This is a genomic window from Altererythrobacter chaiwopuensis (genome assembly GCF_054957735.1).
This window is the reverse complement of the sequence record NZ_JBTXJF010000001.1, coordinates 1,691,867-1,709,734: the sequence shown is the minus strand read 5'-3', so window position 1 is coordinate 1,709,734 and position 17,868 is coordinate 1,691,867. Positions and strand designations below refer to the sequence as shown.

Here is a 17,868-nt window from a genome sequence, read left to right as displayed (position 1 = left end):
CGGATCGCGGTTTGCCACTGTCGGTCAAAACGATGATGAGGGCCAGGAGGAACGACACGCCGGAAACAATAGGTTCCGTTGCGGTTCTGGATGTCGTTTCTCACGGTCATGTTCCCTGCTACACATGCAACAGCCAACCGTCAAAAAGCCTTTTTTTTCATGGTTTTCGAGCACTCTCAGTCACTTGAGAGGCCATGGTGCCAGAAGAGGCATCAAATTATGGCACTATCTATTTGTTCTATATAGTCTTTTGATTACTTGGGTTTGAAAGTGCCCCCAAATATGCCCCCAGCAGCACGACTGCAGCCCAGTTTTCCTCAGACTAATCTTCTTTGCAGCAAGCCCACTACCTTCATCATCTCAACAGCGCAAAGGCCGTCGAGATGCCAATATTCATCTTCTAGTTTGGCGTATGTGCTGCGCCACATGCCTTTTGGTCGACGGATCGGTTGCTCCCATCCCTGCGGGCAGCCAAGTTTCCTTTGCAGTCTGAACAGGCGCTCGAATGCAGCGTCTTTTTGCGAGATGCGCTGAGATTGATATTCAAGCTTCCACGCCTGCCGCGATGCAAACCGATCGCCTCCAGGCGGCAGATACAGCTTGCCCACACGCGCCCCGCTATAGGGGCAGATCATCCACCATCGCTTGCCGCCGAACTTGGGGCGCGTAAAAGTGAGATAGATTGATTGGACTACGCGCTCGGCATCATCGCCGCGTCCCCGCGTATATTCGAGAACAAGGCGCTCCTCGCCCGGCTGGTGCATCAGGGCCTTGTATCCGATCGAGCCGCTGGGCTCGCCGTTACAGGACCAATTCAGATTGCCCCATTGCTCACTACCTTCCCTCGCTAATCCCTTGCGCAGCATCCATGCTAGATCGATGCGAAACGAATGCTCCACCAGTGGCCGCCCGCCGGTCCTACCTGAACCGTATCCGCCCATGAATCCTACCTTTGACCATCAGTCGTGATTGCACCAAGCCTTATAAGTGATCGAGCTTCTAGCGCCTCAAACCTATCGTAAAGTTCAGTCGCTAATTTATTCGCTCTTGCTATATTTTCCAGAGTTTCCTTCGAAATTATTCCTGACTGATCTTGAACAGTGAGAAAACTATTAAATCCACCTCCTCCGCGACTTGGATAGGATTTAACAGAGGTAAAATATAGGAACTCCCTTAAGCAATCTTGGACTTTTTTCCATTCTCTTTGAAGCGCTCGATCTACAAACCGGAAACGCACTCCAACATATTCGTCTTGGAGTTCGATTAGTCCATCGAGCCGAGACCATTGAAAAGAACTGCCAAGATCATGGTCTCGCAAGAACGGCAATGCCGGGTTGGCTAGCGCAAATATAGCTCGCCGGAGTTCGACATCATGCGGATGCGGCTCCCTATCCCACGAAAGCCATTCAGCCGAAATCCAAGCGGCAAGCGCGAGAGCAATCCCCAAGGCTTTTTCCAGATCGAACTCAAGCTGTTCTTGAAGAGGGAGAGTTGCAACGATGGTTGCCATCGCAACGAGACCAAGAAAGACTCGTCCGACAACAGACGAAATGGCATCCCTAGATCGACCGATGATATCGAGGATCATTCGTCACCCCCCTCTTCATCCCCAAGGGGCATTGCGATCCCGCGCATGATCCGATCGGTTTCGGCCAGAATCTTGATGATCTTCTGATAGTGCCGGATATCGTCATAGCTCAGGGCGCGGCCCTTGCGGTCTTTCAGCCATTTCTGTGCAGGCTGGTATCCGCCGATGGGGAAGCTCCAGGACACGGCTGGCACGCCATCGAAGTATTGGCCCTCATCGCCCTTGCCGTTGATGTAGACGCGGCCAAGGGCTTGGGCGCTGCCGTCCGGCTGGGGTTCGAAGCGGGGCTTGTCCACCACGCTGTCGCCCTCGCCATGGAAGGCGTAGGGCGCAGGGCCGATGGCGGCATCTTCCATCAGGTGCAGGCGGCGCAGCGCCTCGCCCTGTTCGCTGATGGTGGCGAACACGTCTGGCGAGGGCGGGAAAGGCACGCGCGGGAAATCGATCTTGAGGAATTCGGCGTAGGTTTCGCGGTAGGCGGGGCAGTGGAGCACGCCATATATGTAATCAAACACCTTCACCTCATCGGGCCGCGCATCGCCGGTCGCGGCGCGGAATGCCCCGTTTTCGACCGTGGCGATATCGGGCGCAGGTGCCTTGTCGGTGAAACCAGCCGCCTCACGGATTCTCGCGTAGAGCTTGGGATCGAAATTGACGCGGATCGACTGGTCTAGGTCTTGCTCATCGGGGTAGAGGTAGAGGGGGAAACTGTTCCCTATTTCCGATGTTTTGTTGGAAACATAAGATGATTCAGCCAAGTTCTCATGGACGAAGAAATTTGTGTATTCGCCCGGAGATTTGCGCTGTCTGCTCACTTGTAGAGCCAAACCGCCCTTTAAGAGGTGCTGCATTACCTCGGCGCGAGGGCGACAAATAAACCCGCGCGACGTTCCAGTGTAATACGTCCACCGCGTATCAAATGGGCGGTATGCTATGCGGGCCAATCTCTCTTGATTGAAATTTGCGGTTATGTCTGCCTTGGCAAGCTTTACACTCCAATCCTGCACGTCTTTGCCCAGAGCATATTTCTCTCGCAAGAGCTCGGCATCTAAGGTGGAGAAATCTTGGACACGCTGCCAAAGGCTATTTTTGTCGCTGTCGATAGTGAGAGCATCGCGGGCTGTGACAATGCCCACAGAATTGACCCACATTAGATCGGCAATCCCAAACCCGGCTAGGTAAACGGCTTCGACTGCGTAGTCGCGCGGCACCATCGGATATGTTGGCGCTTTGTGCGGCAGGCCTACGGGCATTAGGCTTTTGGCCGTGCCGTCCCATAGGGCGGTATATTTGCCCTCGCGTGCGCCCCAAAGGTCGCCATGGCGCACCTCGGCAAGAGGCTTGGGTTTCTTGCCATCGCGCTTGTGCTTGACCGCGATAATGATCGCCACGCCCTGCATGATGTCGAACACGTTCTTGTCAGGTGAGCCATCTGGGGCGACCTCTTGCTTTTTCGAATTGCCGTGCAGATCGAGCACGTAAATCCGGTCGAAACTGTTCATCAGGTGCCAGCGCATCCCCCGGAAGGTGGGGTTATCAAGGTATCCGTGGTTCGTGATGAATCCCAGCACGCCCTCGCCGTTCCGGTCAATCATGTGCTGAGCGAAACGGATGAATTTCACATAGTCGTCATTGATCCATTTGGGGTTGCGTTCTTGCAGGCGTTGCCTGCCGCCGGGTTCCTGTTTGTAATCCTCCATCAGGCCCATGATCCATGGCCCCTTGTTCGCGCTCTCGCCCGAATAAGGCGGATTGCCGATGACGCACATGATCGGTGTCTGGCGCTTGATATTGCTCGCCTGCTTGGATTCCTCGGCAATCGCACGTTGCAGGCCCATGAAGGGCAGGGTCTGGTCCACCCGCTCGCCTTCCTCCAGCGAATTGGTAAGATACACCCCCAGCCGGGGCGGCTTGTCCGATGGTGTGTAACCCAGCCCGGTCAGGATCATGTCGAGCTTCATGTGGCACATGGCATAACTTGCCATCAGCAGCTCGAACCCGTGGATGCGCGGGATCAGCTCCGCTTCGACGTAGCCGGACCATTTGCTCGGCGCGATGCCCTTTACCCGTTCCGCCACCAGCTTGACGACCTCGGCCAGAAAAGTGCCAGTTCCGGTTGCGGGATCGAGTATCTGCACCCGGTGCACGTCTCGCTTGATGGTGGCAGGCTTGCCCTTGCTGTCGAGTTGCCCGGTGTCCCAATCGATCGAAACCTTGCTGGTATCGGCCAAGCCATCGGCCAGTCCGAATTCGGTTTTCAGCACCTCATCCACGGCGCGCACGATGAAATTCACCACGGGTTCGGGCGTATACCAGACTCCGCGCGCCTTGCGCTTGGCCGGGTTATATTCGGCCAGGAAATCCTCGTAGAAGTGCAGGAAGGGGTCTTGCCGCTTCGTCACCTTGCCGAAGTGGCGCAGCACTTGTTCCATGTTGGTGGCAAGGAACACCGCGCACAGATCATCGACCACGCGGCGCAGGCGATCATCAAGGTTCGGCCCGGCAATATAGGTAAACAGGGCGCGCAGGAACGGGTTCGACTTTGGCAACAGCTCCAGTGCCTCGGTGCGGCTGAAAGTGTCGAGCGTTTCATCATGCAGGCGCGCGGCAAACAGGCCATACGCGATGGTTTCGGCGTAGATGTCGGCAAATTCGGCCACGGTGATGTCGTGGATCAGATTGGCCTTGAACGCTTCATACTGGCCGATCAAGTCGGTTGCTGGATCGCCCGCATCCATGGCCTTCATATCGGCCACCAACGCGTTGCCCATGATCTCCTTTATCAGCGCCGCCTTGCCAGCCATCAGCTCGGCCAGGCGTTTGGATGAGGTGACGCTAAGCGGGGTGACATGGGCGAATTCGGCCAGCCGCGCTTCAAGGGTAGCAAAGGCGCTTTCGCGCGCAGGCATGGTCGGGATCAGGTCGGCAATGGTGACGAAATCCACCACCTCGCTATCGCGGATGAATTCGAAGTCCAGCCCGTTGGTGTAGATCAGATTGGGCAGGCCCTTGCGGTAGCGGTCCTTCTGGGCCTTGCTGTAATCATTCGTGGCGAATTTCTTGATGTCCTTGCCAATGTCCTTGGCCTCGCACCAGCCGATCGCGACATCGCCGCGCTGGAACACGAAATCAGGTGCTCCAACGTCCACCGTGCGCCGAGGTTCATTGATAACGGTTAGCGTCGGGTCGATCGACTTGAACAACCGCTCCAACGCCGGGCGGAAACTGTGTTCGGTTGTCTGGCCACTGGCGTAGAGCGCTTTGATCTCGGCCAGGTATCCGGCAATATCCATTAGTGCCCCCAAAAGTGTGTTCTCGAACGCTAAAGCAGCAAATGTGAGCCGCCAAATATTTTCCTAAATCAATTGGGAATTATTGATTTCTCGGACCTCAGGAAACAATGCGGCACATTTCCTCGCGCGCGCGCGGGAGAAAACTGGTTTAGCTATCTAGTTGCATTCTTTGGCCGGTGTCCGACCATTTCGTTGCCGAGATCAGACACCCCCTACCCCTTTTCGGCTTTGCCAGCCGCCAGCTCGCTTGCCAACAACGCAGCTGGCTTGCCCCCAGGGTTTATGCCCCCAGCCGATCAAGCCCAGCTGTTCCTCAAGCCCCGCTGGAGCGCATTTCAGCATATAGTGAAGCTTGCCTAGCAACTGGGCGCGGTAAGCTTCCGGATTGATCGTAGCGGACCGCGCCGCATTCAATTTCTGGCAGTCAAGCGATCGTGCGAAGTAGTGGCCACCACAGATCGACTTTACCCATCTGCGCGGCATGATGCGAAACATGTCATCTAAATCGGGCGGGACATGCAAAAGGATGTGCGCGTGCTGTCCCAAGACTTGACCACGTTCCTGCACCCAAACCCATGGCATCGGATAGCCATGCCTCTGCATCCATTCACGCGCCCGTTTGATAAAGTCGCCGGTTGCCTTGGTGGCTGAGCTGCCATCGATTGCAGCTTTTCCCCACGCCAGTGTAACGAACCGATTAAGTGGCTGGCCATTATCCCACGCGTCAAAGCTGCGACCTATGACTACGCGGCATTGCTTCTCGCTGAGTTGCAAGCTCTCTCGTTCTGCGCTGTTGCGCGCCCCACCACGCTTTAACCCGGCTGGAGGCATGGAAAACGGTCCTATATAAAGAGGTGACCATTGATCCGAACCAAGCCATTGCTTTCACTAGAGAAGCTCAAAATGGTTTGGAACATGGAGGAACGATCCGCCGTAAGTTTCAAAGGGACAGTGAGAAACATGTGCAAGAGCCGCACGCTTTCAATCGGGGCGACCAGCACTATGGCCAGCCGCCCTGATCTTTTGGGCCTCACCACATTTTGTGTTGGACGGCCCGGCTATCCTTTGGCAGAAAGACTGCATCCAAAGGGGAGATTCTTCTGGATGCGAGCGTCGATAAGGGTTCCAGCCTTGTCGGCGCTTTTGCTTTTCTACCGCCAGTTCAATCGTTCGCTGAATGCTCACAGAGTGAAGCAAACCACCGTTCCGCGTCTTCGCTGCGAATGCGTGTTGCCCGCCCGATTTTCACGTGCGGGACATCACCAGAGTCACGCAAGCGATACGCGGTTGAACGACTGATATTGTATTCGTGGCAAAAGCCTTTGACGGTAATTAATGCTGCCATATTCAATTTACTCTTATCGCGGCCATAAGGCCCAAGGATCGCAACCAATAGCCAAACGGGTGTTCCCCGGCTGTTCTATTCATCGCTGATTGATCATGGGGCGCTTTAGGGGAATCACGCAAGGGTCAATGCTGGCAAAATTGTCGCAACAGCTTGTGGATAGCGGGGAAGGATCGAAATTACTTTATCCCGCCGCGCCAACCCTCGACCCACCAGCAGAGAAATCCACAACTTCTCCACCAGTCTTCAAGCGATCGAGATAGTCGCTCCACCATTGCGACATTGACACTCGTTCTGGCCAATGCTGCCCTCGATGATAAGCGCCGCGGACTGCATCACTGTCGCCATGCGCCAACGCTCGCTCAATCGCATCAGCACTCCATTTACCGCTTTCATTCAAAAGCGTTGATGCCGTTGATCTTAGACCGTGTGCTGTTACTTCCTCTTTAGTGAAACCCAGCCGTCGGAAAGCCGCATTGACAGTGTTCTCGCTCATAGGTCTCTTCGGAGTATGAAACGCAGGAAATGCGTAGCCAATAGGCCCAGTCAATTGGTGAAGCTCTTTGAAGAGAGAAATGACTTGCTCGGAAAGCGGCACCGAATGAGGTTTCCGCGCTTTCATTTTTCCGGCAGGGATGCGCCAAACTTTTTCGTCAAAGCTGATTTCTTCCCAGTCCGCGTGCCGCAGCATTCCTGGGCGGACAAAAACGTGTGGCGAAATCTGAAGAGCCAACTTTGTGATCGGACTGCCATCAAACGTTTCTATGACTCGCAATAGATCGCCAAGTTTGCCCGCATCCAAAATTGCCGCATAGTGGTTAGTCTTAGGCGCAATAAGCGCGCCTTTAAGCAACGCAGCTGGGTCATCCTTGGCTCGACCAGTAGCGACCGCATAGCGAAACACCCGACTTGCAAATGAACGACACTTTTTAGCCGTTTCGTGATTTCCCTTTTTCTCGAGTTTCTTGAGGCCAGATAGCAAGAGTTGCGGATCAACTTCGCTAATCGCCAACTGCCCCACCGAAGGCCTTAGAAGCGAAAGGAACCAACGCGCCTTTAACAACGTCGACTCGGCTTTCCCTTCACGGTCCATTTTCTCGATGTATTCAAGCGCAACCAGCTCGAAGGTGTTGCCCGAGCTAACTTTTGCGGTGGCCTTCACCTTCTTTCGTTCAAGCGAGGGATCGATCCCGTCCACCAACTTTACCCGCTCTTCGTCGCGCAACTCCCGCGCCTTGGCCAAGCTAACTTCAGGAAAGGCTCCGAACGAAAGACGCTTTTCTTTTCCAGCAATCCGATACTTCCAGCGCCATAGTTTAGAGCCGTTCGGAAAGACCTCAATGTAGAGACCCTTCGAATCGAATGCCTTGAAGGGCTTATCAGCTGGCTTGAGTCCTTTTATTTTCAGAGTTGTAAGCGGCATTTGGGGGCATATCTCCTCTAGCATCAGCGCAATTTGCCCATGATGCCCCCATGTATGCCCCCAAAACGATTGGATTTCAGAGAACACCAGAGGATCGCCCAGCGACAAACGCGGACGATAAATGGCAGAAAGTCGCCACTTTTTCAACCTGTCAGAGAAAATAGGAAAAGAACAAATGGTGCCCAGAAGAGGACTCGAACCTCCACGCCCTTGCGAGCGCCGCCACCTGAAGACGGTGCGTCTACCAATTCCGCCATCTGGGCACACAGTGCGTCCGGTCATCGTAAGCCGGGCCGCAGGTAGGGGCGGGCCAATAGCGATTGCAGGCGTCATCTGTCAACGCAAGAAAGCACAATCTTGCTTAGGAACGCTTGCAGTGCGCTGCGCGTTACGGCAAGGCGCGCTCCATTGTGCATACCGGCTCGGCAGGACGGATAGATCATGGCCAACACCGCCCCCCTGAAGGACAAGCTCGTCACCATATTCGGTGGCAGCGGTTTCCTGGGAAATTATGTGGCGCAGGCGCTGCTAAGTTGCGGCGCAAGGCTGCGCATTGCAAGCCGCCATCCCGAAAGAGCTTTTGCGCTGAAGCCGCTGGCCAATCTTGGCCAGGTGCAGTTCCAGCGCTGCGACATCACCGATGGACGCAGCCTTGAAGCCGCGCTTGCCGGTAGCGAGGCGGTGGTCAATCTGGTCGGTGCCTTTGACGGCGACCTGCGCCAGCTTATGGGCAAGGCGCCCGGCCGGATGGCGAAATTGGCCAAATCCGCCGGGGTGAAGGCATTCGTACACGTCAGCGCCATCGGCGCCGATGCGGATTCCCCGATCGCCTATGCCAGTGCAAAGGCTTTGGGTGAGCGCGAAGTGGCGGAAGGGTTCCCCAACGCGACGATCATCCGCCCTTCGGTGATTTTCGGCAAGGACGATAATTTCGTGAACATGTTCGCGGGGCTGATCCAGTGGATGCCGGTGCTGCCGGTTTTCGGCCCCGATGCGGTGTTCCAGCCGGTTTATGTCGATGATGTGGCCAAAGCGATCGCAGCGGCTATCGGCGATCCTGGCAAGCATGGCGGCAAGACATATGAATTGGGGGGCCCTGAGAAGCTGACCATGCTCGAAATCAATCGCAGGATTGCCGCCGCGCAGGGGCGCAAGCGCCATTTTATCCCCATGCCGGATGCTGCATCGGCAGGTTTCGCCGCCATGCCGCTGACGCCCCTGAGCCGCGCGCAATGGGGTTTGCTGAAGCAGGGGAACAGTGTTTCGGGCCAATATCCCGGATTTGCGGCGCTGGGAATCCAGCCGCGCCCGCTAGGGCTGTTTCTCGACAAGTGGATGCTGCGCTATCGCAGGCATGGCCGGTTCAGCACGGGGCAAGCCGCCGCGGGCTGAAGCGGTTCAGCTGTCGTCTGCTTCCGGCGCCGTGCCGGTTTCGGTGCCCAGCAGGTTTGCCCGCTCCACCTGCAGAATCGCCCCGTCGCTGCCGATGATACGCACCCTTGTGCCAATCCCCATGTCCGGCCCCCGCGCGATCCATTCGCTATCGCCATATTTGATGCGGCCGGATCCGCCATCGAGCGCCTGGGTGACGATCGCGGTCTCCCCCACCAGGCGCGAGCCGCGCCGGTTGAGCAGGGGATCCGAACTTTCGATCGGCGAATCGCGCAGCATTCGCCGCGCGCTGAAAGCCGCGATCAGCGACAGGAATACAAAGATGACAATCTGCGAAGGAAAGCCGAGACCAAGGCCCAGAGTGAGCACACCGGTGATGACCGCAGCAACTGCGAGCCAGATCAGGTAAACCCCCGGAACCAGCATTTCCAGTGCGGCAAGGATCAGCCCAATGGCAATCCAAATCCAATGCGCATCAAAGCCTTCGAGGCCGTCCATCAACTATCCCCTGTGCGAGGCACGCTGGTACGCGGCTTTCCCGGTGTAAGTTGCGTGCCTGAGCGAGAGCCCATCGCGGTTGTGACGTCGCCTTCGGCTGGCTGGATTGCACTGCGCACCAGCTCGCCGATCCCGCCCAGCGATCCAATCAACTGGGTCGCCTCTACCGGGAACAGAATGGTCTTGGCGTTGGGGCTTTCAGCGAATTTGGCCACCGCCTTGGTGTATTCCTGTGCGATGAAATAGTTGATTGCCTGATTGCCCGAAGCGGCAATTGCATCCGATACCATCTGCGTTGCGCGCGCTTCCGCCTCGGCCGCGCGCTCGCGTGCTTCGGCATCGCGGAACTGCGCTTCGCGCTTGCCTTCAGCCTCGAGGATGGCAGATTGTTTGCGCCCCTCGGCGCGCAGGATAGAGCTGGTCTTGTCACCTTCAGCCTCGAGAATTTCCGCGCGCTTCAGCCGCTCTGCCTTCATCTGCCGCGCCATGGCTTCGGAGATATCGTGCGGCGGGCGGATATCCTTGATCTCGACGCGGGTGATCTTCACGCCCCAGGGCGAAGTTGCATGATCGACCACGGCCAGCAGCCGGGCGTTGATCTCATCCCGCTTCGACAGCGTCTCGTCCAGATCCATGCTGCCCATGACTGTGCGCAGATTGGTGGTCGTGAGCGCCATGATCGCCTGATAGAGGCTGGAAACTTCATAGGCTGCCTTGCCCGCATCAAGTACCTGGAAGAACACCACCGCGTCCACGCCGACCATGGCGTTGTCGGCGGTGATGATTTCCTGCCCCGGAATGTCGAGCACCTGCTCCATCATGTTTACCTTCTGCCCGACGCGGTCGACGAAAGGGATGATGATGTGCAAGCCCGGTTCGGCAGGCATGGTGAATTTTCCGAGCCGTTCGATCGTGTAGACATAGCCCTGCCTCACGACCCGCACCGCCATCAGCAAGAACACGATCAGCAAGAACACAAGCGCGGCGAGGGCAATATATTCCATCAATGCTACTCCAGAAACCGGGGTCGAGTGGCAGAGTAACGTCCATCCACTCGCGGGCCAAGCAAAAGCGGATCAATAACAGTGACCGTTCCGCTTATTTGCATGCTTGCACGCGGTGAGCGACCGATCCCGGCGTCACAGTGCCTTACCGTAAAGCGCCAGCAGATCGGTCCAGGCCTTTTCCGCCGCTGCCTGGGCATAAACCGGGCTGTCAGGCACGGTCCAGCCATGGTCGCTATCGAACACCTCGACCTGCGCAGGACGACCGGCAGCCTTGAACGCCTCGGCCAGCACGGTCTTTTCCTCCGGCGCCTTGGCATCGTCGTTCTGCCCGATGGCGACGAGATAGCTCGCCTGCGTCTGGCCGATCAGCGCGTGCGGGCTCAGCGGATCGCCCTCGCGAACCAGCCCGCCGCCGTGGAAACTTGCCGCCGCGCGGACCCGCGATGGCACCGCCGCCGCGGTCCAGAAGGTGAAGGGCCCGCCCATGCAATAACCCTGTGTGCCCACGCCGCGCGCGATATCGACCGCTGCCTGCGTGTCAAGCCAGCCGATTGCCGCAACGGCATCGCGCATGATCGCCTCTGCGTCCAGATGCCCGCGCATCTCGCGCGCCCTGGGCCAACCGTCATTGCCGGCGAAATCGGCGAAGTCCTTCCATATCTCGCCCTTGGCGTCGCGGTAATAGGGATTGGCGACGAGGACCGCATAGCCTGCGCCCGCCAGCCGCCGCGCCATAATACGCTTGGCCTCGCGAATGCCGGCGATATCAGGCCACAGCAGCACGGCGGGATGCGCTCCCGATGCGGGGTGGACGAAGAAGCCGTCCATCGTCCCGTCGGGCGTACCGAAGGAGACCGTGCTTTCGGTGAGCAGCGCCGAATTACCGTTGTCGGCCAACCCATCGCCAGGGTTGCAGGCGGCCAGCACCGCGATCCCGCCCAGCGTGCCGAACTGGCGGCGGCTAAGCCCTTCCTTCGCCCAGCGGGTTATCATTGCTTCATCACACATCGTCTGCTCCTTCGATTGGCCTGATCCTGCCCTGACTAGCTTATTTGCACAATGGACAGTTGCGCAACTTCGCGGCAGTCTGCTTCGCGGACGAGAACGGAAGGTGGACCAAGCGCCAGTTCTTTGGGGAGAGATAGCGCAATGAAAGCGAACGGTTTTATCATAGCGGCCTTGAGCGCTGCCAGCCTGCTGCTCGCCGGATGCAGCGATAGCGGCCGGATCGGTTCGGAAGAGCTGCTCAATGCCGAGGCCGATAGCGCCAACTGGATCACCTATGGGCGCACATATTCCGAGCAGCGCTTTTCCCCGCTCGACCAGATCAATACCGGCAATGTCGACCAGCTTGGCCTGGCCTGGTTCGCTGATATGGACACCGCGCGGGGGCAGGAAGCCACCCCGCTTGTGATTGATGGCAAGCTCTACCTCACCACCGCCTGGAGCAAGGTGAAAGCCTTCGATGGCGCGAGCGGCAAGCTGTTATGGGAATATGACCCGCAAGTTCCCGGTGAAACTGCGGCCAAGGCCTGCTGTGACGTGGTCAATCGCGGGCTCGCGACCTGGGGCGACAGGCTGTTCCTCGGCACGCTTGACGGCCGGTTGATCGCGCTGGAACGCGGCAGCGGCAAGGTGATCTGGGAAAAGCAGACCACCGATCCAGAAAAATCCTACACCATCACCGGTGCACCGCGTGTGATCGACGGCAAGGTGCTGATCGGCAATGGTGGGGCCGAATTCGGTGTGCGCGGCTATATCGCTGCCTATGACGCAAAGGACGGCGATGAACTGTGGCGCTTCTATACCGTGCCCGACGAGCCGAGTGACGACGATCCCGAATATCTCAAAGCTGCGGCCGAAACCTGGAGCGGCGAGTGGTGGAAGCTGGGCGGCGGCGGCACTGTATGGGATGCGATGGCCTACGATCCCGATCTCGACCTGCTCTATATCGGCGTAGGCAACGGATCACCCTGGAACCGCGCATATCGCAGCCCCGGCGAAGACGGCACCGGCGATGGTGACAATCTCTACCTATCCTCGATCGTCGCGATCCGCCCGGATAGCGGCGAATATGTGTGGCATTACCAGACCACGCCGGGCGAGACTTGGGACTATACCGCCACCCAGCACATCATGCTGGCCGATCTGGAAATCGACGGAAAACCGCGCAAGGTGCTGATGCAGGCGCCGAAGAACGGGTTTTTCTACGTCATCGACCGCGAAACCGGCAAGTTCATCAGCGGACAGCCCTATATCCCGCAAAGCTGGGCCCTGGGAATAGACGAGAACGGCAGGCCAATCGAGAACCCCGAAGCCCGGACGGAGAAAACCGGAAAGCCCGCCTTGGTCATGCCGGGGCCGCTGGGCGGGCATAACTGGCACCCCATGGCCTATCACCCGGGCGAAGGCCTGGTCTACATCCCGGCGTTCGAAGCAGCCTCTATCTACGCCCCCCTCAAGGGCTGGAAGCCTGATCCCAAGCGCGGCTTCAATGTCGGTTATGACCTTGGCGCTGGCGATCTCCCGCCCGACCCGCAAATCCGCAAACAGGTATATGGCACTGTGCGGGGCAAGCTGCTGGCATGGGATCCGGTGGCCCAGAAGGCACGCTGGGAAGTGGAGCATGCCGGTCCGTGGAACGGCGGTGTGCTGGCAACCGGTGGCGGCCTGGTATTCCAGGGCAATTCCTCCAGCGAATTCAATGCCTATAATGCGGCAAACGGCACGAAACTGTGGAGCTTTCCCGCACAAACAGGCGTAGTTGCCCCGCCCGTCACCTATACTATCGCTGGCGAACAATTTGTGGCGGTTCTGGCAGGCTGGGGCGGCGCTTATGCCATCACCGCCGATGGCGGGCTGATCGATGACGCCAAGCCGGTCCAGAACATCAGCCGACTGCTGGTTTTCAAACTCGGTGCCGCTGGCAAGCTGCCGCCCCAGCCGGAGCTGGCCAAACTGCCGCTCGATCCACCCCCGAGCCGGGCCAACGCTGAAACCATTGCGCTCGGCAAGCAGAAATACGCCCGCTATTGCGCGGTGTGCCATGCTCCTGCAGCGGTGGGATCAACCGTCCTGCCTGATCTGCGGCGATCGGGCACGCTGCAAAGCCGCGACACATTCCTTCAGGTCGTGCGCGGGGGCATGTTGCAGGACCGGGGCATGGTGAGCTTTGCCGAAAGCCTGACTGAAACGGAAGCAGACGCGATCCGCGCCTATATCATCGCCCGTGCAAACGAGGACAAGGCAGCGGGGCTTGACTGAGGGCAGCGCGCTGCCCGGCATCAGCCCCTGAATACCACGGTGCGTGTGCCATTGAGCAGGACGCGTTCCTCAAGGTGCAGCCGCACCGCTTCGGCCAGCACGCGCCGTTCGATATCGCGCCCCTTGCGCACCAGTTCCCCGGGCGTGTCGGCGTGGGTTATCGGCTCGACATCCTGGTGGATGATCGGGCCTTCATCAAGGTCATGCGTGACGTAATGCGCGGTGGCGCCGATCATCTTCACCCCGCGGGCATGCGCCTGGTGATAGGGCTTGGCGCCCTTGAAACCCGGCAGGAAGCTGTGGTGGATATTGATGCAGCGGCCCGAGAAGAACGCCGCCTGCTCGTCTGACAGGATCTGCATGTAACGGGCCAGCACCACCAGCTCGGCATCGCATTCTTCGGCGATGGCGCGAACCTGCGCCTCCTGCTCAGGCTTGGTTTCGCGCGCGACCGGCAAGTGGTGGAACGGCACGCCGCCAATATCGGTGTGGTGGATCGCTGTGCGCGGGTGGTTTGACACGATCGCCACCGGCTCCATCGGCAGTTCCCCGATACGCCAGCGATAGAGCAGATCGGCCAGGCAATGGTCGAACTTGCTGACCATGATCATCACCCGGCGTGGCCGATCGCGCAGCGAAAGTTTCCATTGCATCTCGAACTCGCCCGCCAGCGGGGCGATGCCTGCGCGGATTTCCTCGCGCGGTACGGCGCCCGGATCGAATTCGACGCGCATGAAGAAGCGGTCGCTCTCGCAATCGTTGAACTGCTGCGCTTCGAGCACATTGCCGCCGCGCTCGAACAGCAACGAGCTCACCCGGGCGGTGATGCCGGGCCGGTCAGGGCACGACAGGGTCAGGACAAGCGGCCCAGCCATGTCAGCGCCGCGTCAACGCCTCTTCGCTTTCAGCCATCAGGGTCTGGATGATATCTGCGACCGGCTCTTCTGCCTTGACCATGCCGACCGACTGGCCTGCCATCAGGCTGCCGCCTTCGACATCACCGTCAATCACTGCGCGGCGCAGCGCCCCTGCCCAGAAATGTTCGATCTGGAGCTGCGCTTCGCCCATGTCGACTTCTGCCCGGTCGAGCCTGCCCGCCACTTCGAACTGCTTGGCAGTGAATTCCTCCGTACCCTTGTTCCTGAGCGCGCGGACCGGGATTACCGGCAGCCGCGGATCGACCTGCACGCTGGCGATCGCATCGCGCGCGCTGGCGCGGAAAAAAGCCTTCTTGAAATCGGGGTGGGCAATGCTTTCCGTGGCGCAGGCAAAGCGCGTGCCGAGCTGCACGCCCGCCGCGCCCATCTCGAGATAGCCGGCGATCGCCTGGCCCTTGCCGATCCCGCCGGCAACAAAGATCAGATGCTCGTCCGCCAGCTCAGGCAGCATCTCCTGCGCCAGCACGCTGGTCGATACCGGGCCGATATGGCCACCGGCCTCCATCCCTTCGATCACCAGTGCATCAACGCCGGAACGCAGCAGCTTCTTCGCCAGCGCCAGCGTGGGGGCGAAGCAGATGACCTTCGCATCGGTTCCGCTTTCGCCCTTGATTGCTTCGACGCTGCCCTTGGGCGGGATGCCGCCAGCGAGCACCACATGCCCGACGCCGTGCCGCTTGCAGACATCGATCAGCTCGAACAGCTGCGGGTGCATCGTGATCAGGTTCACGCCAAACGGCCTGGATGTCAGCTTCTTCGTCTCGGCGATTTCGGTGTCGAGCAGTTCGGGCGTCATCGCGCCGCACGCGATCACGCCGAAGCCGCCGGCATTGCTGATGGCCGAAACGAGGTTCCGCTCGGATACCCAGCTCATCGCGCCGCACAGAATCGCATAATCGCAGCCGAGGAAATCGGTGCCGCGCTGCATCAGGCGGCTGGTCTTGGGATAATTGCTCATGCGCCGCCGATTAGGGCCGAAGCCCGCGCGCGGCAAGCATGTCAGTCATTATAGAGGATTCTCACCTTGCCAGCCGCTTCGGCAGCGATGCGCCGCGCCGTGTCTGTATTGTCAGCCACGGCCAGGGCCACGCCCATGCGGCGATAGGGCCGCGTGGTCGGCTTGCCGAACAGGCGCAGGTCAACCGTGCCGCCCGTCACGCCCAGCGCATCTTCCACTCCGCTAAAGGCAAAATCCGCGCTCTCGCGATCCGCCAGGATGACCGCCGAAGCCGATGGCCGCGCGCGGATTTCGGCGGGAACCGGCAGGCCCATGATCGCCCGGGCATGCAGGTCGAACTCGGTCAGGTTCTGCGAAATCAGCGTCACCATCCCGGTGTCATGCGGTCGCGGCGAGAGTTCCGAGAAGATCACTTCCTCACCCCTGACAAAGAATTCGACGCCGAACAGGCCCCAGCCAAGGCCAGCGCCAGCGAGATTCTCGACCACTTTGCGCGCCATATCCTGCGCCTTGTCGATGGCCGCCTCGCTCATCGGGGTGGGTTGCCAGCTTTCCTGGTAGTCGCCGCGTTCCTGCCGGTGGCCGATCGGCGGGCAGAAGGTTACCCCGCCCGCATGCCGCACCGTAAGCAAGGTGATTTCATAGTCGAAATCGATGAACTGCTCGACGATCACCCGGCTGCGATCGCCGCGCATATTGGCCACTGCATAATCCCACGCCGCTTCGAGCCCGGCCGCACTGTCGACCTTGCTCTGGCCCTTGCCCGATGAGGACATGACCGGCTTGATGACGCAGGGAAAGCCGGTGCGCTGCGCCGCGGCCCGCACTTCCTCCAAATTTTCGGCATAGCGATACACAGAGGTCGCCAGGCCCAGCTCCTGCGCGGCCACATCGCGAATGCGGTCACGGTTCATGGTCAGCTGCGTCGCCCGGGCAGAAGGAACGATGTTGAAGCCTTCCGCTTCTAGTTCGCCCAGCACCTCTGTGCGGATTGCCTCGATCTCCGGCACGATCAGGTCAGGCCGGTGTTTCTCCGCTACGGCGCGCAAGGCTGCACCATCGAGCATGGAGAACACTTCGCTTGCATCGGCCACCTGCATGGCAGGCGCATGGGCATAGGCATCGCAGGCGATGACATAGGCACCCAGCCGCTTGGCCGAGATGGTGAACTCGCGGCCCAGTTCGCCAGAGCCGAGCAGCAGGATTTTCTTGGTGAATGACATGGCACGGCTCTAGCCGCAGAACCTGGCCAAGCCAACGGTTGGGTTGGTTAGGTGCCGGTTAGCTGGGATCCCTTGCCGGAGTGGTCGTGGCGGATTTCAGCCCTGCGCCCGCCCATGGCCCGGGCCACCACCAGCGCACGCTCTGCATGCGCCATGACCGTATCGAGCGATCCCGCAAAGCTCGCAACTCCGGCAGAGGCCGTCAGCCGCATATCGCCGCCTTTCACTTCACCGGAAAGGCTTGCAAAAGTCGCCAGTGCATCCTGCGTCAGCGCCAGTGCATCAGGTGCCGCGCAATCAGGCATCAATACCGCAAAGCGATCTCCATCGAGCCGGGCCAGAATGCGATCTTCAGGCAGGACATTGGCCAGAAAGCTGCCAAACGCCCACAGAACATCATCCGCAATCGCGTGGCCGAAGCGCAGCTTGAATGCGGCAAATCGATCAATCTCGAAGAGCGCGACGGCCCCGTTCGAACCGCGAGCCAGCAGCTGTGCGAGCATCGCCTGGAATGCGCGAGCATTGGCAAGGCCGGTGGCAGCATCGGTCATGGCAGCCGCCGCCAGCTCGCCTTCCAGAGAACGGCGGCCTTCAACCGATCGCAAAAGACCCAGCGCGCCGACAATTCTGCCCTGCTCATCAGGGGCAGGGCGCAGGCTGAGCGCGTACCAGGCCTTTTCCGGCGAGCCGCTGGCCAGCGGAAATTCGAGCCGGTTGGCTGGCGTGCAACCGGCCAGCGATTCCTCGTGATAGGCGCGCACCGCTTCGGCGTGCCCGGGCGTGGTAAGATCCGCCAGATGAGGCTTGAACAGCATCTCAGACAGGCGCAGCCCCAAGGCCTCAATTCCGCGCGAAGCGTCCTCGATAAATCCTTCCACATCGGTTTTGATCAAGATGCTGCCGGCTGTTTCTGCCAGCATGTCCTGCAATATTTCCCCG

The 17,868-nt window shown here is 59.3% G+C and carries 15 protein-coding genes and 1 tRNA gene; 2 read left to right on the top strand and 14 right to left on the bottom strand.

Features of this window, described 5'->3' with window-relative positions:
* Positions 1–317 precede the first annotated feature (317 nt).
* From ACX3VQ_RS08305 to ACX3VQ_RS08275, 7 genes are all read right to left on the bottom strand, one after another.
* A complete protein-coding gene (locus ACX3VQ_RS08305) occupies positions 318–941 on the bottom strand; it encodes a hypothetical protein (RefSeq protein WP_462580389.1) in 624 nt (207 codons plus the stop codon).
* A 5-nt stretch (positions 942–946) separates the two neighbouring features.
* Positions 947–1,588, bottom strand: coding sequence for a hypothetical protein (locus ACX3VQ_RS08300; RefSeq protein ID WP_462580388.1), 642 nt, complete (start codon positions 1,586–1,588; stop codon positions 947–949).
* Positions 1,585–4,881, bottom strand: coding sequence for a type ISP restriction/modification enzyme (locus ACX3VQ_RS08295; RefSeq protein ID WP_462580387.1), 3,297 nt, complete (start codon positions 4,879–4,881; stop codon positions 1,585–1,587). Before ACX3VQ_RS08295 ends, ACX3VQ_RS08300 begins: the two co-directional genes overlap by 4 nt.
* Before the next feature lie 201 nt (positions 4,882–5,082).
* Positions 5,083–5,655: a rolling circle replication-associated protein gene (locus ACX3VQ_RS08290; protein ID WP_462580386.1), complete on the bottom strand. Its 573-nt coding sequence runs from the start codon at positions 5,653–5,655 to the stop codon at positions 5,083–5,085.
* 388 nt (positions 5,656–6,043) lie between these two features.
* Positions 6,044–6,226 (bottom strand): helix-turn-helix domain-containing protein, encoded by a 183-nt coding sequence (locus tag ACX3VQ_RS08285; RefSeq protein ID WP_462580385.1) that lies wholly within the window; start codon positions 6,224–6,226, stop codon positions 6,044–6,046.
* Between the two features lie 184 nt (positions 6,227–6,410).
* Positions 6,411–7,649, bottom strand: coding sequence for a tyrosine-type recombinase/integrase (locus ACX3VQ_RS08280; RefSeq protein WP_462580735.1), 1,239 nt, complete (start codon positions 7,647–7,649; stop codon positions 6,411–6,413).
* Between the two features lie 176 nt (positions 7,650–7,825).
* Positions 7,826–7,912: transfer RNA gene (locus ACX3VQ_RS08275), tRNA-Leu, on the bottom strand.
* A gap of 178 nt (positions 7,913–8,090) precedes the next feature.
* Here ACX3VQ_RS08275 and ACX3VQ_RS08270 point away from each other — a divergent pair.
* Positions 8,091–9,041: a complex I NDUFA9 subunit family protein gene (locus ACX3VQ_RS08270; protein WP_462580384.1), complete on the top strand. Its 951-nt coding sequence runs from the start codon at positions 8,091–8,093 to the stop codon at positions 9,039–9,041.
* Between the two features lie 6 nt (positions 9,042–9,047).
* Here ACX3VQ_RS08270 and ACX3VQ_RS08265 read toward each other — a convergent pair whose 3' ends face one another.
* The 3 genes from ACX3VQ_RS08265 to ACX3VQ_RS08255 form a co-directional block, all read right to left on the bottom strand.
* Positions 9,048–9,539 (bottom strand): NfeD family protein, encoded by a 492-nt coding sequence (locus tag ACX3VQ_RS08265; RefSeq protein WP_462580383.1) that lies wholly within the window; start codon positions 9,537–9,539, stop codon positions 9,048–9,050.
* Positions 9,539–10,543, bottom strand: coding sequence for an SPFH domain-containing protein (locus ACX3VQ_RS08260; protein ID WP_462570501.1), 1,005 nt, complete (start codon positions 10,541–10,543; stop codon positions 9,539–9,541). The genes ACX3VQ_RS08265 and ACX3VQ_RS08260 overlap by 1 nt, the downstream gene beginning before the upstream one ends.
* A gap of 135 nt (positions 10,544–10,678) precedes the next feature.
* A complete protein-coding gene (locus ACX3VQ_RS08255; protein WP_462580382.1) occupies positions 10,679–11,554 on the bottom strand; it encodes a dienelactone hydrolase family protein in 876 nt (291 codons plus the stop codon).
* Positions 11,555–11,695: 141 nt separating this feature from the next.
* Between ACX3VQ_RS08255 and ACX3VQ_RS08250 the strand changes: the two genes are divergently transcribed.
* Positions 11,696–13,810: a PQQ-dependent dehydrogenase, methanol/ethanol family gene (locus tag ACX3VQ_RS08250; RefSeq protein WP_462580381.1), complete on the top strand. Its 2,115-nt coding sequence runs from the start codon at positions 11,696–11,698 to the stop codon at positions 13,808–13,810.
* 20 nt (positions 13,811–13,830) lie between these two features.
* Here ACX3VQ_RS08250 and purU read toward each other — a convergent pair whose 3' ends face one another.
* The 4 genes from purU to ACX3VQ_RS08230 are packed head-to-tail and all read right to left on the bottom strand — an operon-like array spanning position 13,831 to position 17,822.
* On the bottom strand, positions 13,831–14,685 hold the full coding sequence (purU, locus tag ACX3VQ_RS08245) for a formyltetrahydrofolate deformylase (protein ID WP_462570504.1): 855 nt from the start codon (positions 14,683–14,685) through the stop codon (positions 13,831–13,833).
* A gap of 1 nt (position 14,686) precedes the next feature.
* Positions 14,687–15,706: an NAD(P)H-dependent flavin oxidoreductase gene (locus tag ACX3VQ_RS08240; RefSeq protein WP_462580380.1), complete on the bottom strand. Its 1,020-nt coding sequence runs from the start codon at positions 15,704–15,706 to the stop codon at positions 14,687–14,689.
* Positions 15,707–15,747: 41 nt separating this feature from the next.
* Positions 15,748–16,929 carry a formate-dependent phosphoribosylglycinamide formyltransferase gene (gene purT, locus ACX3VQ_RS08235; protein WP_462580379.1) on the bottom strand — a complete coding sequence of 394 codons (1,182 nt, stop codon included), beginning with the start codon at positions 16,927–16,929 and terminating at the stop codon, positions 15,748–15,750.
* 47 nt (positions 16,930–16,976) lie between these two features.
* A complete protein-coding gene (locus ACX3VQ_RS08230; protein WP_462580377.1) occupies positions 16,977–17,822 on the bottom strand; it encodes a GGDEF domain-containing protein in 846 nt (281 codons plus the stop codon).
* Positions 17,823–17,868 lie beyond the last annotated feature (46 nt).